The 17,764-nt window shown below is 65.4% G+C and carries 14 protein-coding genes; 9 read left to right on the forward strand and 5 right to left on the reverse strand.

All coding sequences use genetic code 11. The features are described 5' to 3' along the window. Positions 1–4: 4 nt before the first annotated feature. A complete protein-coding gene (locus AB3X07_RS01395) occupies positions 5–892 on the reverse strand; it encodes a hypothetical protein (RefSeq protein WP_369942083.1) in 888 nt (295 codons plus the stop codon). Between the two features lie 106 nt (positions 893–998). On the opposite strand from AB3X07_RS01395, the gene AB3X07_RS01400 reads away from it, so the two are divergent. Beyond that, positions 999–2,279: an acetyl-CoA C-acetyltransferase gene (locus AB3X07_RS01400; protein WP_369942085.1), complete on the forward strand. Its 1,281-nt coding sequence runs from the start codon at positions 999–1,001 to the stop codon at positions 2,277–2,279. Between the two features lie 322 nt (positions 2,280–2,601). Then, positions 2,602–3,168 (forward strand): hypothetical protein, encoded by a 567-nt coding sequence (locus AB3X07_RS01405; RefSeq protein ID WP_369942087.1) that lies wholly within the window; start codon positions 2,602–2,604, stop codon positions 3,166–3,168. Between the two features lie 230 nt (positions 3,169–3,398). Here AB3X07_RS01405 and AB3X07_RS01410 read toward each other — a convergent pair whose 3' ends face one another. The 3 genes from AB3X07_RS01410 to AB3X07_RS01420 form a co-directional block, all read right to left on the reverse strand. Further along, complete coding sequence (locus AB3X07_RS01410; protein ID WP_369942088.1) at positions 3,399–4,673, reverse strand: heme biosynthesis protein HemY; 1,275 nt, start codon at positions 4,671–4,673, stop codon at positions 3,399–3,401. After that, entirely contained in the window at positions 4,670–5,647 is a 978-nt protein-coding gene (locus AB3X07_RS01415) for a uroporphyrinogen-III C-methyltransferase (RefSeq protein ID WP_369942090.1), read from the reverse strand. The genes AB3X07_RS01410 and AB3X07_RS01415 overlap by 4 nt, the downstream gene beginning before the upstream one ends. A 118-nt stretch (positions 5,648–5,765) precedes the next feature. After that, on the reverse strand, positions 5,766–6,533 hold the full coding sequence (locus AB3X07_RS01420; RefSeq protein ID WP_369942091.1) for a uroporphyrinogen-III synthase: 768 nt from the start codon (positions 6,531–6,533) through the stop codon (positions 5,766–5,768). 43 nt (positions 6,534–6,576) lie between these two features. Between AB3X07_RS01420 and AB3X07_RS01425 the strand changes: the two genes are divergently transcribed. The 5 genes from AB3X07_RS01425 (at position 6,577) to AB3X07_RS01445 (ending at position 9,644) form a co-directional block, all read left to right on the forward strand. Continuing rightward, positions 6,577–7,047 (forward strand): YiiD C-terminal domain-containing protein, encoded by a 471-nt coding sequence (locus AB3X07_RS01425; RefSeq protein WP_369942093.1) that lies wholly within the window; start codon positions 6,577–6,579, stop codon positions 7,045–7,047. Between the two features lie 37 nt (positions 7,048–7,084). Then, positions 7,085–7,504, forward strand: a complete 420-nt coding sequence (locus AB3X07_RS01430) for a hypothetical protein (protein WP_369942094.1) — start codon at positions 7,085–7,087, stop codon at positions 7,502–7,504. A gap of 53 nt (positions 7,505–7,557) precedes the next feature. Continuing rightward, positions 7,558–7,992 (forward strand): rhodanese-like domain-containing protein, encoded by a 435-nt coding sequence (locus AB3X07_RS01435; protein ID WP_369942096.1) that lies wholly within the window; start codon positions 7,558–7,560, stop codon positions 7,990–7,992. 89 nt (positions 7,993–8,081) lie between these two features. After that, positions 8,082–8,600: a protein-export chaperone SecB gene (gene secB, locus AB3X07_RS01440; RefSeq protein ID WP_369942098.1), complete on the forward strand. Its 519-nt coding sequence runs from the start codon at positions 8,082–8,084 to the stop codon at positions 8,598–8,600. 18 nt (positions 8,601–8,618) lie between these two features. Beyond that, complete coding sequence (locus AB3X07_RS01445; RefSeq protein WP_369942100.1) at positions 8,619–9,644, forward strand: NAD(P)H-dependent glycerol-3-phosphate dehydrogenase; 1,026 nt, start codon at positions 8,619–8,621, stop codon at positions 9,642–9,644. 167 nt (positions 9,645–9,811) lie between these two features. Here the strand turns inward: AB3X07_RS01445 and AB3X07_RS01450 are convergent, their stop codons facing one another. Then, positions 9,812–10,384 (reverse strand): Ax21 family protein, encoded by a 573-nt coding sequence (locus tag AB3X07_RS01450; protein WP_369942101.1) that lies wholly within the window; start codon positions 10,382–10,384, stop codon positions 9,812–9,814. Positions 10,385–11,340: 956 nt separating this feature from the next. Here AB3X07_RS01450 and AB3X07_RS01455 point away from each other — a divergent pair. Then, on the forward strand, positions 11,341–13,188 hold the full coding sequence (locus tag AB3X07_RS01455; RefSeq protein WP_369942102.1) for a DUF6531 domain-containing protein: 1,848 nt from the start codon (positions 11,341–11,343) through the stop codon (positions 13,186–13,188). Further along, positions 13,185–17,036 carry an RHS repeat domain-containing protein gene (locus AB3X07_RS01460; protein WP_369942103.1) on the forward strand — a complete coding sequence of 1,284 codons (3,852 nt, stop codon included), beginning with the start codon at positions 13,185–13,187 and terminating at the stop codon, positions 17,034–17,036. Before AB3X07_RS01455 ends, AB3X07_RS01460 begins: the two co-directional genes overlap by 4 nt. Positions 17,037–17,764: the final 728 nt, after the last annotated feature.

The raw sequence follows: 17,764 nt of genomic DNA on the forward strand, positions 1-17,764 counted from the left end.
TCGCTCAGGCGGCTGCCAGCGCCTGTTTGGCGTCCTGCCCGCTCTCACAGTGCACGTACAGCACCGGCAGGCCGTGCGCTTCCAGCACCGCGGCCAGTTGCCGCTGGCGGGCCAGGTACTGCTCGTAGACCCGCTGCAGGCGGTCGCAGTCCTGGCGGTCGTGCGCGTAGTGCGCGCACCAACTGGCCGGATCGAACAGCGCCATGCGCACCTCGCCGCCGCGGTAGCGCAGCAGCGGCTCGGGCGCGGTGGCCAGCCACTCCTCCTGCTCCGGCGCCAGCAGGGCGGTCTCGATCAGCGGCCATAGCGCCGCCAGGCCCTGGTTGTCGTACTGCATCGACATCATCGCGGCCAGGTCGTTGCCGGTCAGGTAGCGCGCGTGTTCGATCTGGGCGCCGAAGGCCTGCTGCGCCAGCAAGGCGGTGTCCGGCTGCGCCATGCCCTGCGCCAGCAGCACGTCCTCCAGCGCGTCGGCCACCGGCTGCAGCAGGTCCGCCGGCCCGCTGAGCAGGAACGGCACCACCCGCAGCGCGCCGCCGAGCAGGCCGGTATCGGCCTGGAACGGCAACGGCACGGTGCCGTCGGCGTCGCTGCCGAAAGCCAGCAGCCGCGGGCCGTCGGCGCGTCCGGGGGCGCGGACGCCGAGTTCCTCCAGGCGCCGGTGGATCGGCCAGCCCGGACGCAGCACCTCGGCCGGGTCGAAATGCGCGCCGGCCAGGCTCAGCTCCAGCTCGCGCACCGCCGGCACCAGCTGCGCCAGATCGCGGCCGACCTTCTCGGCCAGCTCGGCGGCCTGCGCGTGCGGCAGCGCGGCGTGGGCCGGGGCGCGCCCGGCGGACAGTTCCAGGGCGATCACCCCGCGGGCGTGGCTGTTGGCGACGGCTTGGTTCATGGAGATTGGCGGTTGGCCCGTGGCGGGCGCGTAGCTACACTCGCTTCATTATGCCTGCGCTAACGTGCAGGCCATGTCCCCGACTCCCCTCGCGCGAGGTAATCCCATGCCAGCAGCCCGTCCCGTCGCCATCCTCGGCGGCGTCCGCATTCCGTTTTGCCGGCAGAACACGGCGTACGCGGATGTCGGGAACCTCGGCATGTCGGTGCGCACGCTGGGCGCGCTGGTCGAGCGCTATGGCCTGCACGGCCAGCAGCTGGGCGAGGTGGCGATGGGCGCGGTGATCAAGCACTCCAGCGACTGGAACCTGGGCCGCGAGGCCGCGCTGTCCTCCGGGCTGTCGCCGCTGACCCCCGGCATCACCCTGCAGCGCGCCTGCGGCACCAGCCTGGACAGCATCATCACCGTGGCCAACAAGATCGCGCTGGGGCAGATCGACTCGGGCATCGGCGGCGGTTCGGACACCACCTCCGAGGTGCCGATCGTCTACGGCAAGAAGCTGCGCGCGCGGCTGCTGGCCGCCAACCGCGCCAAGAGCACCGGCGACAAGCTGCGCGCGCTGACCCGCGGCTTCAAGTTCGCCGAGCTCAAGCCCGAGTTCCCCGGCGTGGCCGAGCCGCGCACCGGCAAGAGCATGGGCGACCACTGCGAGGACATGGCCAAGCAGTGGAACATCGGCCGTGATTCGCAGGACGCCTGGGCGGTGTCCTCGCACCACAAGCTGGCCGCCGCCTACGAGCGCGGCTTCTTCGCCGACCTGATCGCGCCGTTCCGCGGCGTGGAGCGCGACAACATCCTGCGCGCGGACACCTCGCTGGAGAAGCTGGCCACGCTGAAGCCGGCGTTCGACAAGACCAGCGGCCGCGGCACCCTGACCGCGGCCAACTCCACCCCGCTGACCGATGGCGCCGCGGCGGTGTTGCTGGCCTCGGAGGAGTGGGCGCAGGCGCACGGCCACGCGCCGATGGCCTACCTGCGCGATGCGCAGGTGGCGGCGGTGGACTTCGTGCACGGCGAAGGCCTGCTGATGGCGCCGACCATCGCCGTGCCGGAGATGCTCAAGCGCCACGGCCTGCGCCTGCAGGACTTCGATATCTACGAGATCCACGAGGCCTTCGCCGCGCAGGTGCTGTGCACCCTGCGCGCCTGGGAGAGCGAGGACTACTGCCGCACCCGATTGGGCCTGGACACGCCGCTGGGCCAGATCGATCCGGCCAAGATCAATCCGCTGGGCTCGTCGCTGGCCACCGGCCATCCGTTCGCCGCCACCGGCGCGCGCATCGTCGCCACCGTCGCCAAGCAGCTGCAGGAGCGCGGCGGCGGCCGCGCGCTGATCTCGATCTGCACCGCCGGCGGCATGGGCGTGGTGGCGATCGTCGAGCGCTGAGCGCGGCGTTGCCGGTGCGCCGGAAGTCGGCACGCTGCGCCTGCCCGATCAGGTGAGTGATCCGCGCGGCGCCGACATGCCCGCGTAGCGTTGCGCTGCCTTGGTAGCTGCGCAAACAGGCCGCGCTCACGGGGGTAGGCTCTCGCCGGACATGGTGCTTGTCGCGGCATCGCCCTCGTCGAGGTGCGAGTGTACTCGGCCGTGTCGTTGCGGCCGGGGGGTGAAAAGGCCGCCCGCGCTTAGCGTTTCGCCGCCGCCGCGCTACCATGCGCGCCGGCTCTCCCGCATGACGCGGGCGGGGATCGCGCAGGGGGCGCATGCCATGCAACAGGACGCTTTCAACCCGTATCAGGCACCGGACACGGCCATCGAGGCCGCCGATATGCCGCCATTGCCCGGCCAGACGTTGTGGCGCGACGGCGAGGAATTGCTGTGTCTGCGCGACACGCCGTTCCCGCCGCATTGCGTGAAGTGCGGGGCGGCAGTGCGCAGCGATGAAATGAAGTCGCGCACCTTCTACTGGCATGCGCCGGGGTGGTATGCGCTGATCCTGGTGAGCATCCTGGTCTACGCGATCGCCGCGTTGATCGCGCGCAAGCGCAGCAGCCACCTGCTCGGGTTGTGCGAAACGCACCGGCGCCGGCGCACAGGCTTCATCCTGCTCACGCTCGGCGGATTCCTTGCCGGCCCGTTGCTGGGCATCGCGATCGGCGACGACCTCGGCTGGATCGTGGGGACGCTGGTGTTTCTGGTGATGCTGATCTGGGGCATGTTCGGCGCGCGCATCCTGGTGCCGCGGCGCATGGACGAGCGCTACGCGCGCTACAAGGGCGTGGCGCCGGCGTTCCTGGCGCGCCTGCCGGTGCTGCCGCGCGGCATGCGGCCCTGAGCCGACCGCCGCGGCGCCGCGCCTGAGCCACGATCGGCGCGCGCCGCCGCGGAACACACACCAGCTCGCGCGGGTTCCGAAGCCGCCGTGCGAGGTGGCGATCTGATCTCGCCTGCGCCCGACCTGCATGGTCGGACGCGGTGTGTCATGGCTACACCGGCGAGGCAGCACCGACCGCCGCCAGCGCGTGTCTGGGCCGTGTGGCGTGCCAGTGCCGCGCCGCCGCCTCGTCAATCCTGCAGGCGCGGGAACCCGTGCTCGTCGCGATGCTCAGCCAGGCCCGGCTCCGGTTCCGGCGCGAGCGGAACCACCGTGGACGCACTCGCGGGCAACGACTGCGCGGGCTCGCCGCGCTGCACGCGCAAGGCATTGGCGTAGCAGCGCTGCGCCATGGCGGTGTCGCCGGCGTCGGCATAGCCATCGCCGAACGCCTCCCAGGCCTCGGCGCCGGCGTCCAGCGCCAGCGCGCGGTGCAGGAACTCCTCGGCCTGCGGCCACTGCTGTTGCTGGCGCGCCAGTCGCGCCAGGGTCAGCAGCAGCCCGGGGCTGTCCGGATGGCTCTGCAGCCAGCGCTGCGCGCTGGCGCGGCGCGAATCGTACTTCTCCACCGGCAGGCGTCCGTACAGCGCGGCCAGGCCTTCGTCCCAGCGCGTCTCCAGCGCCTGTTCGACGCTGCGCAACGCGGCATCGTCCCAGTGCAGCGCGGCGGCGCGGGTCGCGTAGGCGGCGACCACCGGCGGTTCGCTGCGTAGCGACTTGGGCAGGCTTTCCCAGCGCGCGGCCAGTTCGTTGGCGTCGGCCGCTTCCTGCAGCGAGGCCGCGGCCAGGCGCGTTTCCAGCGGGCCGATCGCCTCCAGCGGCAGCGCCTGCTGCTGGCGGATCGCGCCGAGCTGCCCATAGGCCTCGCCGGCACGGCCGATGCTGGCCAGCGCTTCGGTGCGCAGCAGCAGCCCGCGTGGCGGCAGGGGTTGCGCCGCCGCCACGTCCAGCGCGTTGATCGCATCGACCGGACGCTGCTGGGCCAGGTGGCGCTCGGCCTGCAGCAGCGCGTGCGCGCCCGCGTCGCGTTCGGCCAGCCGCTGCAGGTAGGCGGTGGCCGCCTGCGCGTCGGCGCGCGCATCGGCCGCGCGCACCGCCGCGACCAGGGCGATGGCGCTGACTTCCGGATCTTCGGCGGCGGCATTCAATTGCTTGTCGGCGCGCGTCCACTGGCCGTTGTGCAGCGCGGTCAGGCCTTCGATCAGGCGCGCGCGCGACTGCTTGCGACGATGCCGGCCCCAGGCGCGGAACGGAAAACTGAGCAGCTTCCACAGCAGCAGCAGCGCCAGGAACGCGATCACCAGCAACAGCAGCGCCTGCGGCAGCGGCGAGATGTAGTCGTTGCCGCCGGCGCGCACGATGACCTCGCCGAGGTCGCCCAGCCGGTCCTGCGCCAGCCATTGCGCACCGATCACGCCTAGCGCGATCACCACCAGCAACACGATCAGGGAACGTAGCGATTTCATGGTTGGCTCCTTGCGTCACGCATGCTGCGCAACTGCTGCAGGGTGGTGCCCAGTTCGGGAATGGTCGGGCGCAGGGCGGCGTCGCGCAGGGTCTGCAGGGTCGCGCGGCGTTGCCGCAACGGCGCCGAATCGGGCCACAGGCGTTGCAGCCAGGTGCCGGCACGGGCCAGAGCGCTGCGGTAGCCGCGCGCATCGCCGCGTTCCAGTGCCGCACGTGCCAGGCTCAGATCCAGCTGCAGCGCGTCGCGTGCGGCGATCCGGTCCGATTGCGCGGCCAGCACGCCGCCCTGCGCGGGACGGATCTTGACCAGCGGCGACAGCAGCCGCTGCCACAGCGGCGCCTGCGCCGGCTCGGGCAACTGCGTCGGCAGCGCGTCGAGGCTGTCAGCGAAGGCGTCCAGTTGCGCCGCCAGCCGTGCCTGCGGGCCATCGCCGAGCGCGTCCAGCGCGGTGCGCTCCTGCAGCAGCACCTGGCGCAGGTTGAGATAGCGCGGATCGTCCACGCCTTCCAGCACGCCGCTGGCCAGCGCGTAGGCACGGCGCGCGCCCTGGGTGTCGCCGGCCACCTGCAGGCGCTGCTGGCCCTGGCTCAGCAGCAACTCCACTTCGTCCAGGCGCAGCGCCTGCGCGCCATGGCGATTGGAGTCGGCGAGCTTGGCCACGTTGTCCTCGAGCAGGGCGCTGCGCTGGCTCAGGCCGAGCATCTCGTCACGCAGCACGCGGTTGGTGCTGGCCGCGTCCTGCACCCGCTGCACCGTGGCGCGCTGGTCGCGGCGCAGCGTTTCCAGGTTGTCCTGCAGTGCCTGCAGTTGCAGCTGGACCTCCGATTGCTCGGCCAGCGCGCGCGCGTTGCGCGCCTGCCACCACGTCCAGCCGCGCCAGCCGGCCACCGCCAGCGCGGCCAGCATGGCCAGCACCAGCAGCAGCCAGATCCAGCGCGTGGAGCGGCGGGGCGTGGACGGGATGTCGGTCATCGTCAGCGATCCTTGTCGGTCTGCGTCCCGTCGCGATATGGGCGACGGCCGGACGCGCGGCACCGCGGGAGCATGGCGTGAGCGGCACTGCGCCCGCAAGCCATGCGCCGGCCCGCGTTCAGCGAGGTCGCGAGCGCGTTACGGCCGCTGCGGCGGCCGCGGCCAACTGCTGTGCCAGTGGGCCCTGTGCGCTGCTGATTTTGGCGAAGCCCAGTTCCGCCGCCAGCGCGGCCAGCCGCGCGCTGGCGGCGACCAGCGGCCGCGCGCGCCACGCCGCGACCACGTCGTCGGGAAGCTGCGGCACCACCAGCCGCAAGGCTTCGCCGCTGCTCAGCGCCAACACGCCGGGCGGCGCACGGCGCACCCGCGCGATGCAGGCGGCGGACAGCGGCACCGGCAGCCGGCGGTAGACGTCGGCGCGCTGCAGCGGGGTGCCGCGCGCCTGCAGTTGCGCGGCGATCAGGCCACGGCCGCCGGGCGCGGTGACCAGGCCCACGGGGTCGTCGCTGGCGGCCAGTTGCGGCAGCGCGAGCAGGCCGTCGCTGTCCATCCGCGCCGGCGTGGCGACCTCGGCGATGCCGTGGCGGTGGAGCGCGCGCGCCGTACCGACGCCCACCGCCAGCCAGCACTGCCCTGGCGCCGCCTGCAGCGGTTGCAGCGCGGCGGCGGCGCGCACCGCGGCGGGACTGCTGAAGATCACCCGCGGCGCGGCCAGCGCCAGCGCCAGCGCGCTGCGCGCGGCGTCGTCGGTGCAGGCCTGCAGGCGCCACGGCGAGACCGCCAGCAGGCGCGCGCCGACCCGCGCCGCGGCGCGCCGCAACGGCGCGTGTTCGCCCTGCGGGCGCAGCGAGATCAGGGTCCAGGCGTCGGTTGCATCTGCGCTCATGCCAGGCATTATGCGAGCCCCCACTGGCAGTACCAATGGCACCATGGCCGCCGATTCCTCCTTCGACGCGTTCCTGCAGCAGCTGCAGCGCCAGTTCGACGCGATGCCGCCGGTGGCGGCGCTGCAGGTCGCGCTGCACGGCTATGCCGCGCAGCGGCTGCACCTGACCGCGCCGCTGGCGGCCAACATCAACGACAAGGGCAACGCCTTCGGCGGCAGCCTCGGCTCGGTGATGACCCTGGCCGGCTGGGCGCTGGTCAACTGCGAACTGCAGCGCGCCGGCTTGCAGGCCGACGTCTACGTCGCCGACAGCCAGGTGCGTTACCTGGCGCCGCTGTACGCCGACCTGCACGCGCAGGCCAGCGCCGCCGCGGACGCCGACTGGGACGCGTTCGTGCAGACCTTCCGGCAACGTGGACGCGCCCGCATCGGCATCCAGGCGCAGGTCGGCCCGGCCGACGGTACCGCCGCGGCGACCCTCAGCGGGCGCTTCGTCGCCATCGCGAAAGGGTAGGATGCGCGCACCGCTCGCGCCGCCCCGGGGATCCGCCATGCACTCCAAGTTCCGCGCCTTGGCGCTGCTGCTGACGCTGGGCCTGGCCGGCACCGCCGTGGCCGGCAGCCGCGGCCAGCAGAACAAGCTCGACGATCTGCAGACCGCCTACGGCGCGGCGATCCGCTGGAGCGAATTCGACTCGGCGTGGGAGGTGGTGGACCCCGCCTACAGGCAGGCGCACCCGCTGACCGACCTGGAGCGGGAGCGCTACCGCCAGGTGCAGGTGTCCTCCTACAAGATCGGCCGGGTCGGCGTGCTGGACGGCGACGTGGTGCGCGACATCGAACTGGGCGTGATCAACCGCAATACCCAGGCCGAGCGCATCGTCCGCTACCGCGAGCGCTGGCGCTGGGACGCGCAGGCCAAGACCTGGTGGCTGCTGGACGGCCTGCCGGACCTGTGGAACGGCCAGTAGCGCCGCCGGCCAGCTGTGCGACAATCGGCGCCCGCTTCCAGCCCCCGATTCCCGTGAACTTCGAAGAACTGCTGGCCTTCGCCGGCCGCAACCCGATGCTGGCCCTGGCCCTGGTGGGCCTCACCATCGCCCTGATCGTCACCGAGGTGGCGCGCCTGTTCCGCGGCTACAAGAGCCTGCGGCCGGCCGAACTGACCCGCCTGATCAACGCCGGCAACGCGGTGCTGGTCGACCTGTCGGCCACCGCCGATTTCGAGAAGGGCCATATCGCCGGCAGCCGCAACGCCACCGCCAGCCAGTTCGGCCCCGAGCACAAGCTGGTCGCCAATGCCAAGGCGCAGCCGGTGGTGCTGGTGTGCCGCAGCGGCACCACCGCCGACGGCGCCGCCAAGCAACTGAAGAAGGCCGGCTTCGAGCAGGTCTACGTGCTGGAGGGCGGCATCGCCGCCTGGCAGCAGGCCGAGCTGCCGCTGGTCAAGGGCCGCTGAGCCATCCCGCCCGGCCGGCCGCCGAGTGCCGCGGCCGGCGTGTGATAATCCCGCTTCTTTCTGTTACCTGAATCCACCGGAGTCAAGAAATGTCCGACGTCACCAACAACGGCGCCGCGGCGCCGGCCGAAGCCGCGGCTGGCCCCGCTTTCACCATCGAGAAGATCTACGTCAAGGACGTGTCCTTCGAGTCGCCCAACGCGCCGGCGGTGTTCAACGACAACGTGCAGCCGGAGCTGCAGCTCAACCTCAACCAGCGCGTGCAGCGCCTGAACGAGCAGGCCTTCGAAGTGGTGCTCGCGGTCACCCTGACCTGCGCCGCCGCCGGCAAGACCGCCTACGTGGCCGAAGTGCAGCAGGCCGGCGTGTTCGGCCTGGTCGGCCTCGACCCGCAGGCGGTGGACGTGCTGCTCGGCACGCAGTGCCCGAACATCCTGTTCCCGTACGTGCGCGCGCTGGTCAGCGACCTGATCCAGGCCGGCGGCTTCCCGCCGTTCTTCCTGCAGCCGATCAACTTCGAAGCGCTGTACGCCGAAACCCTACGCCAGCGTGCGCAGCAGGACGAGACCCAGTCGCTGGCCGACTCGGAGCCGGCCGGCAACGCCTGAGCGCGTTCGCCGTTGCGCATGGGCGATAACGCCGCCAAGAAGATCGCCGTCCTCGGTGCCGGTTCCTGGGGCACCGCGCTGGCCGCGCTCGTCGCCCGGCACGGTTTCCCGACCGTGCTGTGGGGGCGCGACGCCGCCGTCGCCGAGGCGATCCAGCAACGCCACGAGAACCCGCGCTACCTGCCGCAGATCCCGCTGCCGGCGGCGCTGCAGGCCACCACCGACCTGGCGGCGGCCGTCGACGGTGCCGACTGGATCCTGGTGGTGGTGCCGTCGCACGCGTTCACCGAGACCTTGCGCCAATTGGCGCCGCTGCGTCCGGCGCAGGCCGGCGTGGCCTGGGCGACCAAGGGCTTCGAGCCCGGGTCCGGACGCTTCCTGCACGAAGTAGCGCAGGAGATCCTGGGCGAGGGCGTGCCGCTGGCGGTGGTCACCGGGCCCTCGTTCGCCAAGGAAGTCGCGCTGGACCTGCCGACCGCGGTGACCGTGCACGGCGATGCCGCGTTCGCGCAGCAGGTCGCCGACGCGATGCACGGCCCGACCTTCCGCGCCTACACCGGCGACGACATGGTCGGCGCCGAGCTGGGCGGGGCGATGAAGAACGTGCTGGCGGTGGCCACCGGCGTGGCCGACGGCATGGAGCTGGGCCTGAATGCCCGCGCCGGCCTGATCACCCGCGGCCTCAACGAGATGCTGCGGCTGGCCGCGGCGATCGGCGCCAAGCCGGAAACCCTGATGGGCCTGGCCGGCCTCGGCGACCTGGTGCTGACCTGCACCGGCGACCTGTCGCGCAACCGCCGTCTGGGCCTGGCACTGGGCCGCGGGCAACCGCTGCAGGACGCGGTGCGCGCGATCGGCCAGGTGGTCGAGTCGGTGCAGACCGCCGACGAGGTGATGCGCCAGGCCGAGCGCCACGGCATCGACCTGCCGATCTCCAACGCGGTGCGCGCGGTGCTGCATGGCGAACTGACCCCGGCGGTGGGCCTGCAGCAGTTGCTGGCGCGCGAGCGCAAGCCGGAGTATCCGACCACGCTGTTCAGTTGAGCGGCGGCGGTCGCAGCGGAAAAGAAAGAGCCCGGCTTCGGCCGGGCTTTTTCGTGCCGCCGTGGTGCGCGATGACGGCGCAAAAAAGAAGCCCGGTCCTGGGACCGGGCTTCGAACCGCGCGCGGCGGGAGAGAGAGACGCCGCGCGCAGCGTGACGCTGTACCGCTTACCAGCTGAAACGCGGGCCGACGAACCATTCCTTGTCGCCGTGGCGGTCCATCTTCAGGTCGGCGCTGAGGCCCCAGTTCTGGTTCAGCTTGGCCTGCGCGCCGAGACGGCCGTAGAACTGGCCTTCCGGGTTGACGCCGTCCTTCTTCAGGTAGTCCTCGTAACCACCCAGCGCATAGACTTCCAGGTACGGATTGAACGCGGTGCGGATACCCGCTTCGGCGTTCCAGCCGTTGAACTTGGTGCCGGATTCCGGGGCGAGGCGGTTGTAGGACACGCGGGTCACCAGGTCGGTGCTGGTGGCGATCTCATGGTTATAGCCGGCGCCGATGCGCCACTGGTCGACGCGCACGTCGCCGAAGTCGGTCTTCTGGCGGTTGAAGTCGCCGAACACGCTGAAGTTCGGGTGGAGCGCATAGGAACCCTTGACAGCCCAGCCATCCGCATCGCCACCGTCGGCATCGGTCTTCACGTAACCGCCTTCGACGTAGTTGTAGGACAGGCCTTCGGCCGCGGAGGCAGCGAACGGCAGGGTGGCCAGGAGGCCAAGAGCGAGCAGAGAGGTCTTCATGATCGGGATACCCTTGTTATTGGTTTAGTCGGCGCTGAGGCGTGGGGCCGTTCGCTGCCGATATGTAAATTATCCGTTAGCGACCCGAACTTGCCCTGAATTTCAAACTGACCAGTACATGAATTAAACGTGGGGTTCAGGAACTTTGCGCATCCGCTGCTGCATGCAGTGATCACGAATTGGCGCTGCAGCGAACCATGGCGCAGCGAGTTGTTCTATCGCGTTGCCAGGTGCCTCTTTGCTGCCCACGCGCAGCAAGAGAGACGAACCGCGGTTCGCTTGATGAGGACACCAATGGCGCTGGATGCTGGCATCTAGAAGGACTCCAGCGCCGCATGGCCTTCAGCCATCCACTATTCCACGATCACAATCATCTCGGATGCAGGCGAGCATAGGCACCAGTTCGTAGCTCAGAAGACGTACGCGTGTGGGTGCAGTGCCTTGGATATTGACGATCGCATATAAGGGCTCTTTGCTGTCTCGTGGTCAAGGTGTCGTTAGCGACGCCGTTGGACACGTCCTGAGAAATTGACAACGGTTTAGCGAGCTATGTAAAGTAAACGAAGCATGAGCGCAACGCTCATGCCATGGGGAACCGCTGCTGATCAGCGGGTCGATAGCACACCAAACATGTTAACGACGTCATGGATGACGCGTGCGCGAATCCATGCGAGGTAATGCAAATGGATTCGGCTTGCCGCTTAACGCTCAGCCTTCTGTTCTCTCGCCAGCGCTTGGGCTCCAGCCAACGGACCGCCTGTGAAAGTTCTCGCCATGTGCGGGTCACGCTGTTGGCTGCTCTGGTCTGCCTGTCAGTTGTCGATGCTGATGCAAGAATTATCCAGAATCAGCCCAGTACAGGAGGAGCTACGGGCCTGAGCTCCAGTGGCATTACGGATCTTCCCGGAACGACAACGGTTGCATATAGGATTTCGCCAGGGCGACTAGAGGGCTTCATGGCCCTATGGGGTATTCCTTCGAATCTCTTTCCACGCCCTAATCAATGGGACGACTTTGTCGAGACGAGCAAGGGAGAGCCGGATGAGAAAGGAAAGGATTCCTCCGACGAATGCCCCAAGAGTGGCAATCCTGTAGTTGTTCGCACTGGAACGAAGATCGAAACCGAAGTGGATTTTACCGGGGGCGGCGAAATGCCGTTGACACTGGAGCGTACCTTCAACTCCGCTGCCATGGAGCGCTTCAACATCTTCGACAGCTGGTACAGCAATCTGGATCGGCAACTGATCGTCTACACCGATTCGAACCAGGCGCGGATGCGTCGACCGGATGGACGATATCTGGTGTTCAAGCGGGGAGGCGACGGGGTCTACAGGGAGGATGGCGCACAACAGGGTGGATATCTGTCGTCGGCTGCCGGAGGAAAATGGATCTATGTCAGTCCGGACCTAACTACCGAAACATACGCCGACAGCAAGATGGTGGAGATTCGCAATGCCAATGGCGTGCGCTGGACACTAAGCTATGGAGGCCCAGAAGAGAGCCAGTTGCAGCGCGTCACCCACAGCAACGGGCGCTACATCGAGTTCACCTGGACTCAGAAAAACACACAGACCGGGGTTGGTCCGCGCATCATCCGTGTGCGTGATCCACAGGGAAATGTCATCGAGTACGGGTATACCCAAGACGCATACGGATTCCTCGAGTCTGTCACCTATGCCGGCAGTCCGGCGACTACCGTCAAGTATCACTATCTTTACAAGGAGCTCGGGCAGAGTAATGGAATTCCGCTGCTGACAGGCAAGTCGATCAATGGCAGCCGTTATTCGATGTTCACTTATGATCAGCAGCAACGAGCAACTTCCACAGCACACTCGGGCGGGGTTGAACGCTTCGGCTTCGCCTATGAGCAAGGCTCCAATGGTGAAAGCGTCACTGTGGAGACCAATCCGCTTGGAAAGGTTGCTCGCTACCGCTTCAAGGACCGGCGACTGATCGCGATTGAAGGACTTCCTTCGGCAAATTGCGCTGCTGGATATAGTGAGACGCACTATGATGAAAATGGAAACAAGTCTCTCACCTTGGACTTTGAAGGGAATCTGACTCGCTATCAATACGATGGCCATGGACATTTGCTGCTTCGAGAGGAGGCAAGTGGAACACCCGTTGCACGGACAACGACGTTCGAATGGGACGAGCAGAACAACCGGCTCGCCGCCGAGACCCTGCAAGGTGTCCTGGAAACCCGCTACAGCTACGACTCCAACAATCGTCTGACGACACGCTCGCAGAAGAGCTTGGTGTCCGGAAATGCGCAGGGTGAGGTGCAAACCACGACGTTTAGCTATCAACTGCATTCCAATGGCCTGGTCAGCAGAATGGTCGAGGACGGGCCTGCCGCGGGCAATGGCGATGCGGTGACCTTTACCTATTCGGACATGGGCGACCTGACGCGGATAGAGAACAGCATGGGTCATGCCATCGTTATGGGAGACTACACAAATTATGGATACCCGGGCTATTCGATCGATGTCAATGGTGTGCGGACCAATTTCGTTTACGATTCGCGTGGACGTCCGTCGGAGGTCCGGTTGGTGCTTCCCAATGGCACTCGTACAACCCAATACGAGTATGACGCCTTTGGGAAGTTGGCATCAGTGACCGGGCCGGATGGTGTTCGTATCTCCAATCTCTACGATGTAGCTGGGCGGTTGATATCCACCTCAATTCCGGAGCCGGGCGGGAGCTTTGCCGAAACGCGATACACATACAACGCGTTGTCGCTGCCCACCAGCGAAACGATACAGCGCGTGTACGCCGATCCGGGTCGGGGGACGCAGCCATGAACGCATTCGTTCGATTCGCCCTCCTCTCAATACTGTTCTTGGCGGTGATCGGCCATGCGTCTGCCGAAGGCTGGATTCGCCTTGATGGGCCTCCCAGCAACAGCTACCAGGCACCTGCCGCATTTGATCTGAAAGTCAACTGGGGGGCCACTACTACCGGCCCAAAGGCGGAGTACATCGATGGACTTCGGCTGCTGCGCAACGGGACAGTCGTCACCATTCAAGCGGGTGGTGTGTACAGGGAGGTGGGCCTTAGCCCAGGCACCTACTACTATGAATTGCGTGCGGACGCAGTGCGTAACCTTCCTGATGGTGATCAGGCGCGTCGTTCACTGGTTTCCGCGGTGGGACCAATCACGGTCAGCGCTCCTCCAGCACCGTTTGATGGTGCGGAGTTCACGGGCGTGCAGATTCCCGGGCCGCTGCAGCATCGGACACCCTATACGTTCTCCGCGACGGTGCGTAATACGGGTAACACCACTTGGCCGGCGGGCTATGAGTATCAGTTGGGAGGAGCTCACGACAGCTATGCTGGGACATGGTCCTTCGCCAACGTCCCAGTCCCCCATCCGGTGAGCCCTGGTGGATCGGTCACATTCAATATCAACGTGACCGCGCCCCCGCCAGGTGAATATGGCTTCCAGTTGCAGATGATCAGAAATGGCGTCGGGCGCTTCGGTGCTGCGTCGGGCTTAGCAACGCTGTGGGTAAACGGGCCGATTAACAAGGCGCAGTTCGTAGACCAGAATGTGCCTTCTCAGATGGAAGCAGGAAAGTTCTACAACGTGTCGCTACGGATGAACAACGCCGGCAACACGACGTGGAGTTCAGCTGCGCGCTATGCACTAGGGGCAGTGAATGACAACACCATCTGGGGTACCGGTCGTCTTTCACTGCCTGGCGATGTCGGTCCCGGAGCCACCGCGGTGATTAACGCCCGGGTCCGGGCGCCGACGACGCCTGGGGCGTACAACTTCCAGTGGCAAATGGTGCAGGACGGAGTGGAGTGGTTTGGGGTCCCCACTGCAAATGTAGCTGTAACTGTCGTTGCACCCCCTTCCGTGGTGACCGGAAATATCGATGGGCTTTCGGACGATGAAAACGCGCTAGTGGGCTGGGCGTGCAGCACGAATCGAAACGACTCCATCGACGTCCATCTTTACGCGCGCGGTGCAGCTGGGCAAGGGGTGTTTGTCGCCAGTACGCGCGCAGATCAATCCAGTGAGCCCGCTGTCGCTTCCGCCTGCGGGGCTTCCGGAGCAAACTACCGGTTCAAGCTGCCGCTGAGCTACACGGCGCGCCGTGAACATGTCGGTCAGCCGCTCTACGTTCACGGCATTTCGCCTGTAGGTGGTGCTAACAATCTTATCGGTGGGTCCGGTACGTTTCGCATGCCTTCGGTGCCGGTCGGCAGCATCGTGGTCAACCCCAATCCGTGCACGATCGCATGGGGGCAGTCCACCTGCTCCTCGACGGTCCAATGGCTGGTGTCCAAGGGAACTGCTCAGCTTCTGGGTGTAACGGGAGCGGGCGCTGCGACGCAATTGGCGCAGGGGCCGGGCGGCAGTGTGGCGCTGGACAGCATCCCCGCAGAGGGAATGCTGTTGCGGGTCGTAAGCCAAGGGGAAACGATTGCAGAGGTGCGTGCCTCGGCAGTGGCAGGCGTGCGGCCGGGCGAGGTGCTGTCGAGGTCGGAGATCACCTACGACGAACTGGGGCGCGTCATTGCCCGAACAGACGCAGCGGGGAACACGAGCCGCAGCCGCTACGACGGCAATGGTCGGGTGATTGAGCGCAGCAGTGCAGGCAATGAAAAGACGCTACTGAGCTACGATGCCCTGGGGCGCGCGATTTCTTCCGCGGACGCGGCTGGAGCGGTCACAAAGATCCGCTACGACGCCATGGATCGCGTGATTTCGGTGGTCGATCCACGCGGATTGGAGACCTCCTACGAACGCGATGGGTTTGGTCGTTCGTGGCGTACCGTGAGTCCCGATGCGGGTAGCAGCACATATCACTATCAGGCCCCGAGTCGTGTAGTGCGGAGCATCCGATCCGATGGTATCGAAACGGTCATCCAATACGACGAGCTTGGGCGGATTATCTCGAGTTCGGCTGCTGGTGATGATCGGCTGTGGACCTATGATAGCTGTACAAATGGCATTGGCAGGATATGTTCGGCCGTCAATCACGCTTCCACTGTAGCAATGTCCTATGCTCCGGATGGGCAGTTGGCTGAGCGTTCGGAAGACTTTGCGCTGCCCGGCGTTGCAAAAACGGCTATGCAGATCGGATATGACTCTGCAGGTAGGCTGTCGAGCATCACCTATCCCGATGGGACCGTTGCGGGCTATGGGTACAGCGGTGCCTGGCTGTCCGCGATGAGCATGAAGGTAGCCGGGGTCGTACAGGGCGTTGTTTCCAATGCTCAGTACAACGCGGAAGGGCGGTTGGCTCGGTTGACGATTTTCAACGGACTGGTCTACAGCAATTCGTTCGATACAGCGGGTCGGCTGTCGCGTCGCGTCGCATATCGCACGACGGATGGAGCGGCGCTACAGGACATCGGCTATCACTATGATGCGGTCGGAAGAATAGCCTCCATCGATGACATGCTCGATGCGCAGATGACGCAGTCCATTGCTTACGACAGTGCCGGTCGCCTTGCTTCACTTGCGCGTGCGGGAATTACCCACACGATGCAGTACGACGCCAATGGCAACTGGTTGACATACACGGATGGGCAGTCCTTGCGGCAGTACGCAATTGACGCAGGCAGTAATCGGCTGTCTGGCTATCAGACGAACCGTCCCGGCGATGCTGATCGCGCATATGGCTATGATGCTACGGGTAGCCGCATCAGTGAGGACGCTCCGGGTGATCGGCGCACCTACACCTACGATGGCTTCAATCGCCTATCAGGTGCTGTGGTGAATGGGGTGGAGACCCGGTACTTCGTCAATGCCCTCGGTCAGCGGACGTCCAAGACGGTGTCGGGCGCAGGGGCGACGACGCTGGCTTTTCTCGGGCAGAACCTCCTGCTTGCAGATCATGATGCATCCGGCTGGTCCAACTATCTATGGTTCAACGGGGATTTGGTTGGCGTCGCGCGTAACGGGCAGATCTACGCAGTGCGTACAGACCACTTGGGCAGGCCAGAGTTTGCGACAGATGGTTCGGCACAGGTTGTATGGAAGGCCTACAACTATGCCTACGGGCGCACGGTCATCCAAGACCAGATGGGGGGCATCAGACTGGGCCTGCCTGGGCAGTACTTCGACTCCGAGACGGGACTCTGGTACAACGGCTATCGAGACTACGATCCAGTCATTGGCCGATATCTGCAGAGTGACCCCCTGGGTCTAACAGGGGGAGTGAATACATACAGCTATGCTAATTTTAATCCTATCTCGCGCATTGATCCGCTTGGTTTGAAGGATTACGACGCATGCGAAACTCGAGCCGAGCTGGACAAAGTCGTCATGCAGCTAAACAAGGTACCACAAGTGCCACTCAATTCGTGGCGTCTAGGCACAGTAGCGTGGAATCATTCCGCAGGTGGAAAATTCGACTACAAAATTCGACAGCCAACGGACACATTCATGATTTCCGGAGTGCGTTACTCAGCTCCGGCCTTTGGAAATTACGCGGCAGGATATATGGCAGCTTGGTTCGATACCCAAGGATTTGGCTATGAGTCGGTTCGAAAGGCGGGCGTCTTCTACGATTACATCGACGGCAGGAGTGATGGCGATCTAGACAGTATTGAGGATATTAATGCAGGCTATGAAATGGGTAATAGGGAGCGCGCTAGCGGACAAAGAAACACTTGTGGATGTGGGAAATAATAGATGATTATCTATGTATCAATGGCAATGCTGGCATTCGCTGTCATTGCATGTATACGGAAAATAACTTCAACTTATAGAATTTACTTTGCTCTTGGAGCTTTGGGGTGGGGGACATTTTTGCTCACATTCTATATGAATGCTCTGATAAGAGTGGCTGCTAGAAAAAATGAATTGCCAAAGTCAACGGATGCTTTTAATGCTGGAATTCTGGCGTACAACGACGTCCTGGGTGAGTGTAGAATCTCGTTAGGTGTGCTGCTCTTGGCCCTCGCTATCCTTGTTTTCTTTCCGGCGCGCTCAGAAAATTCCTAAAGCGGGCCAAGGGGTGCAAGAAGTGAAGATGGCGCTGCCGGTTATCTTGGGGACTTGATGACTACGGGGTGTACCGCTTTTGGCGGCGACATGGGTCATTGGGTGTCCGGATCGGCGCCGGTGTATGGGCTAGCAGATAAAGATAAATCGAACGAGCTTCGCCAGCTTGGAATGATCTCCACTGAGAGCGAGAAGAAGTCGCCCACACGGAATGTTCATGATGACTTCTCTACTACCATGATAGTTGTTGCTGGCCCGAAGCCGAAACTCTATTGCTTCGTTGCCAAATGTGGCAATGGTCGCAGTTTTCGCTCGAAAGACGTTACCATCAGTAGTCGATGCTCGTACAGCGGGAGGTCGATTTGGGAGCGCTTGCCGAGGAGCCGTAGGTGGGCTGCGTCCCACGAGATGAA

Source organism: Xanthomonas sp. DAR 35659, assembly GCF_041242975.1.
GTDB lineage: Bacteria > Pseudomonadota > Gammaproteobacteria > Xanthomonadales > Xanthomonadaceae > Xanthomonas_A > Xanthomonas_A medicagonis.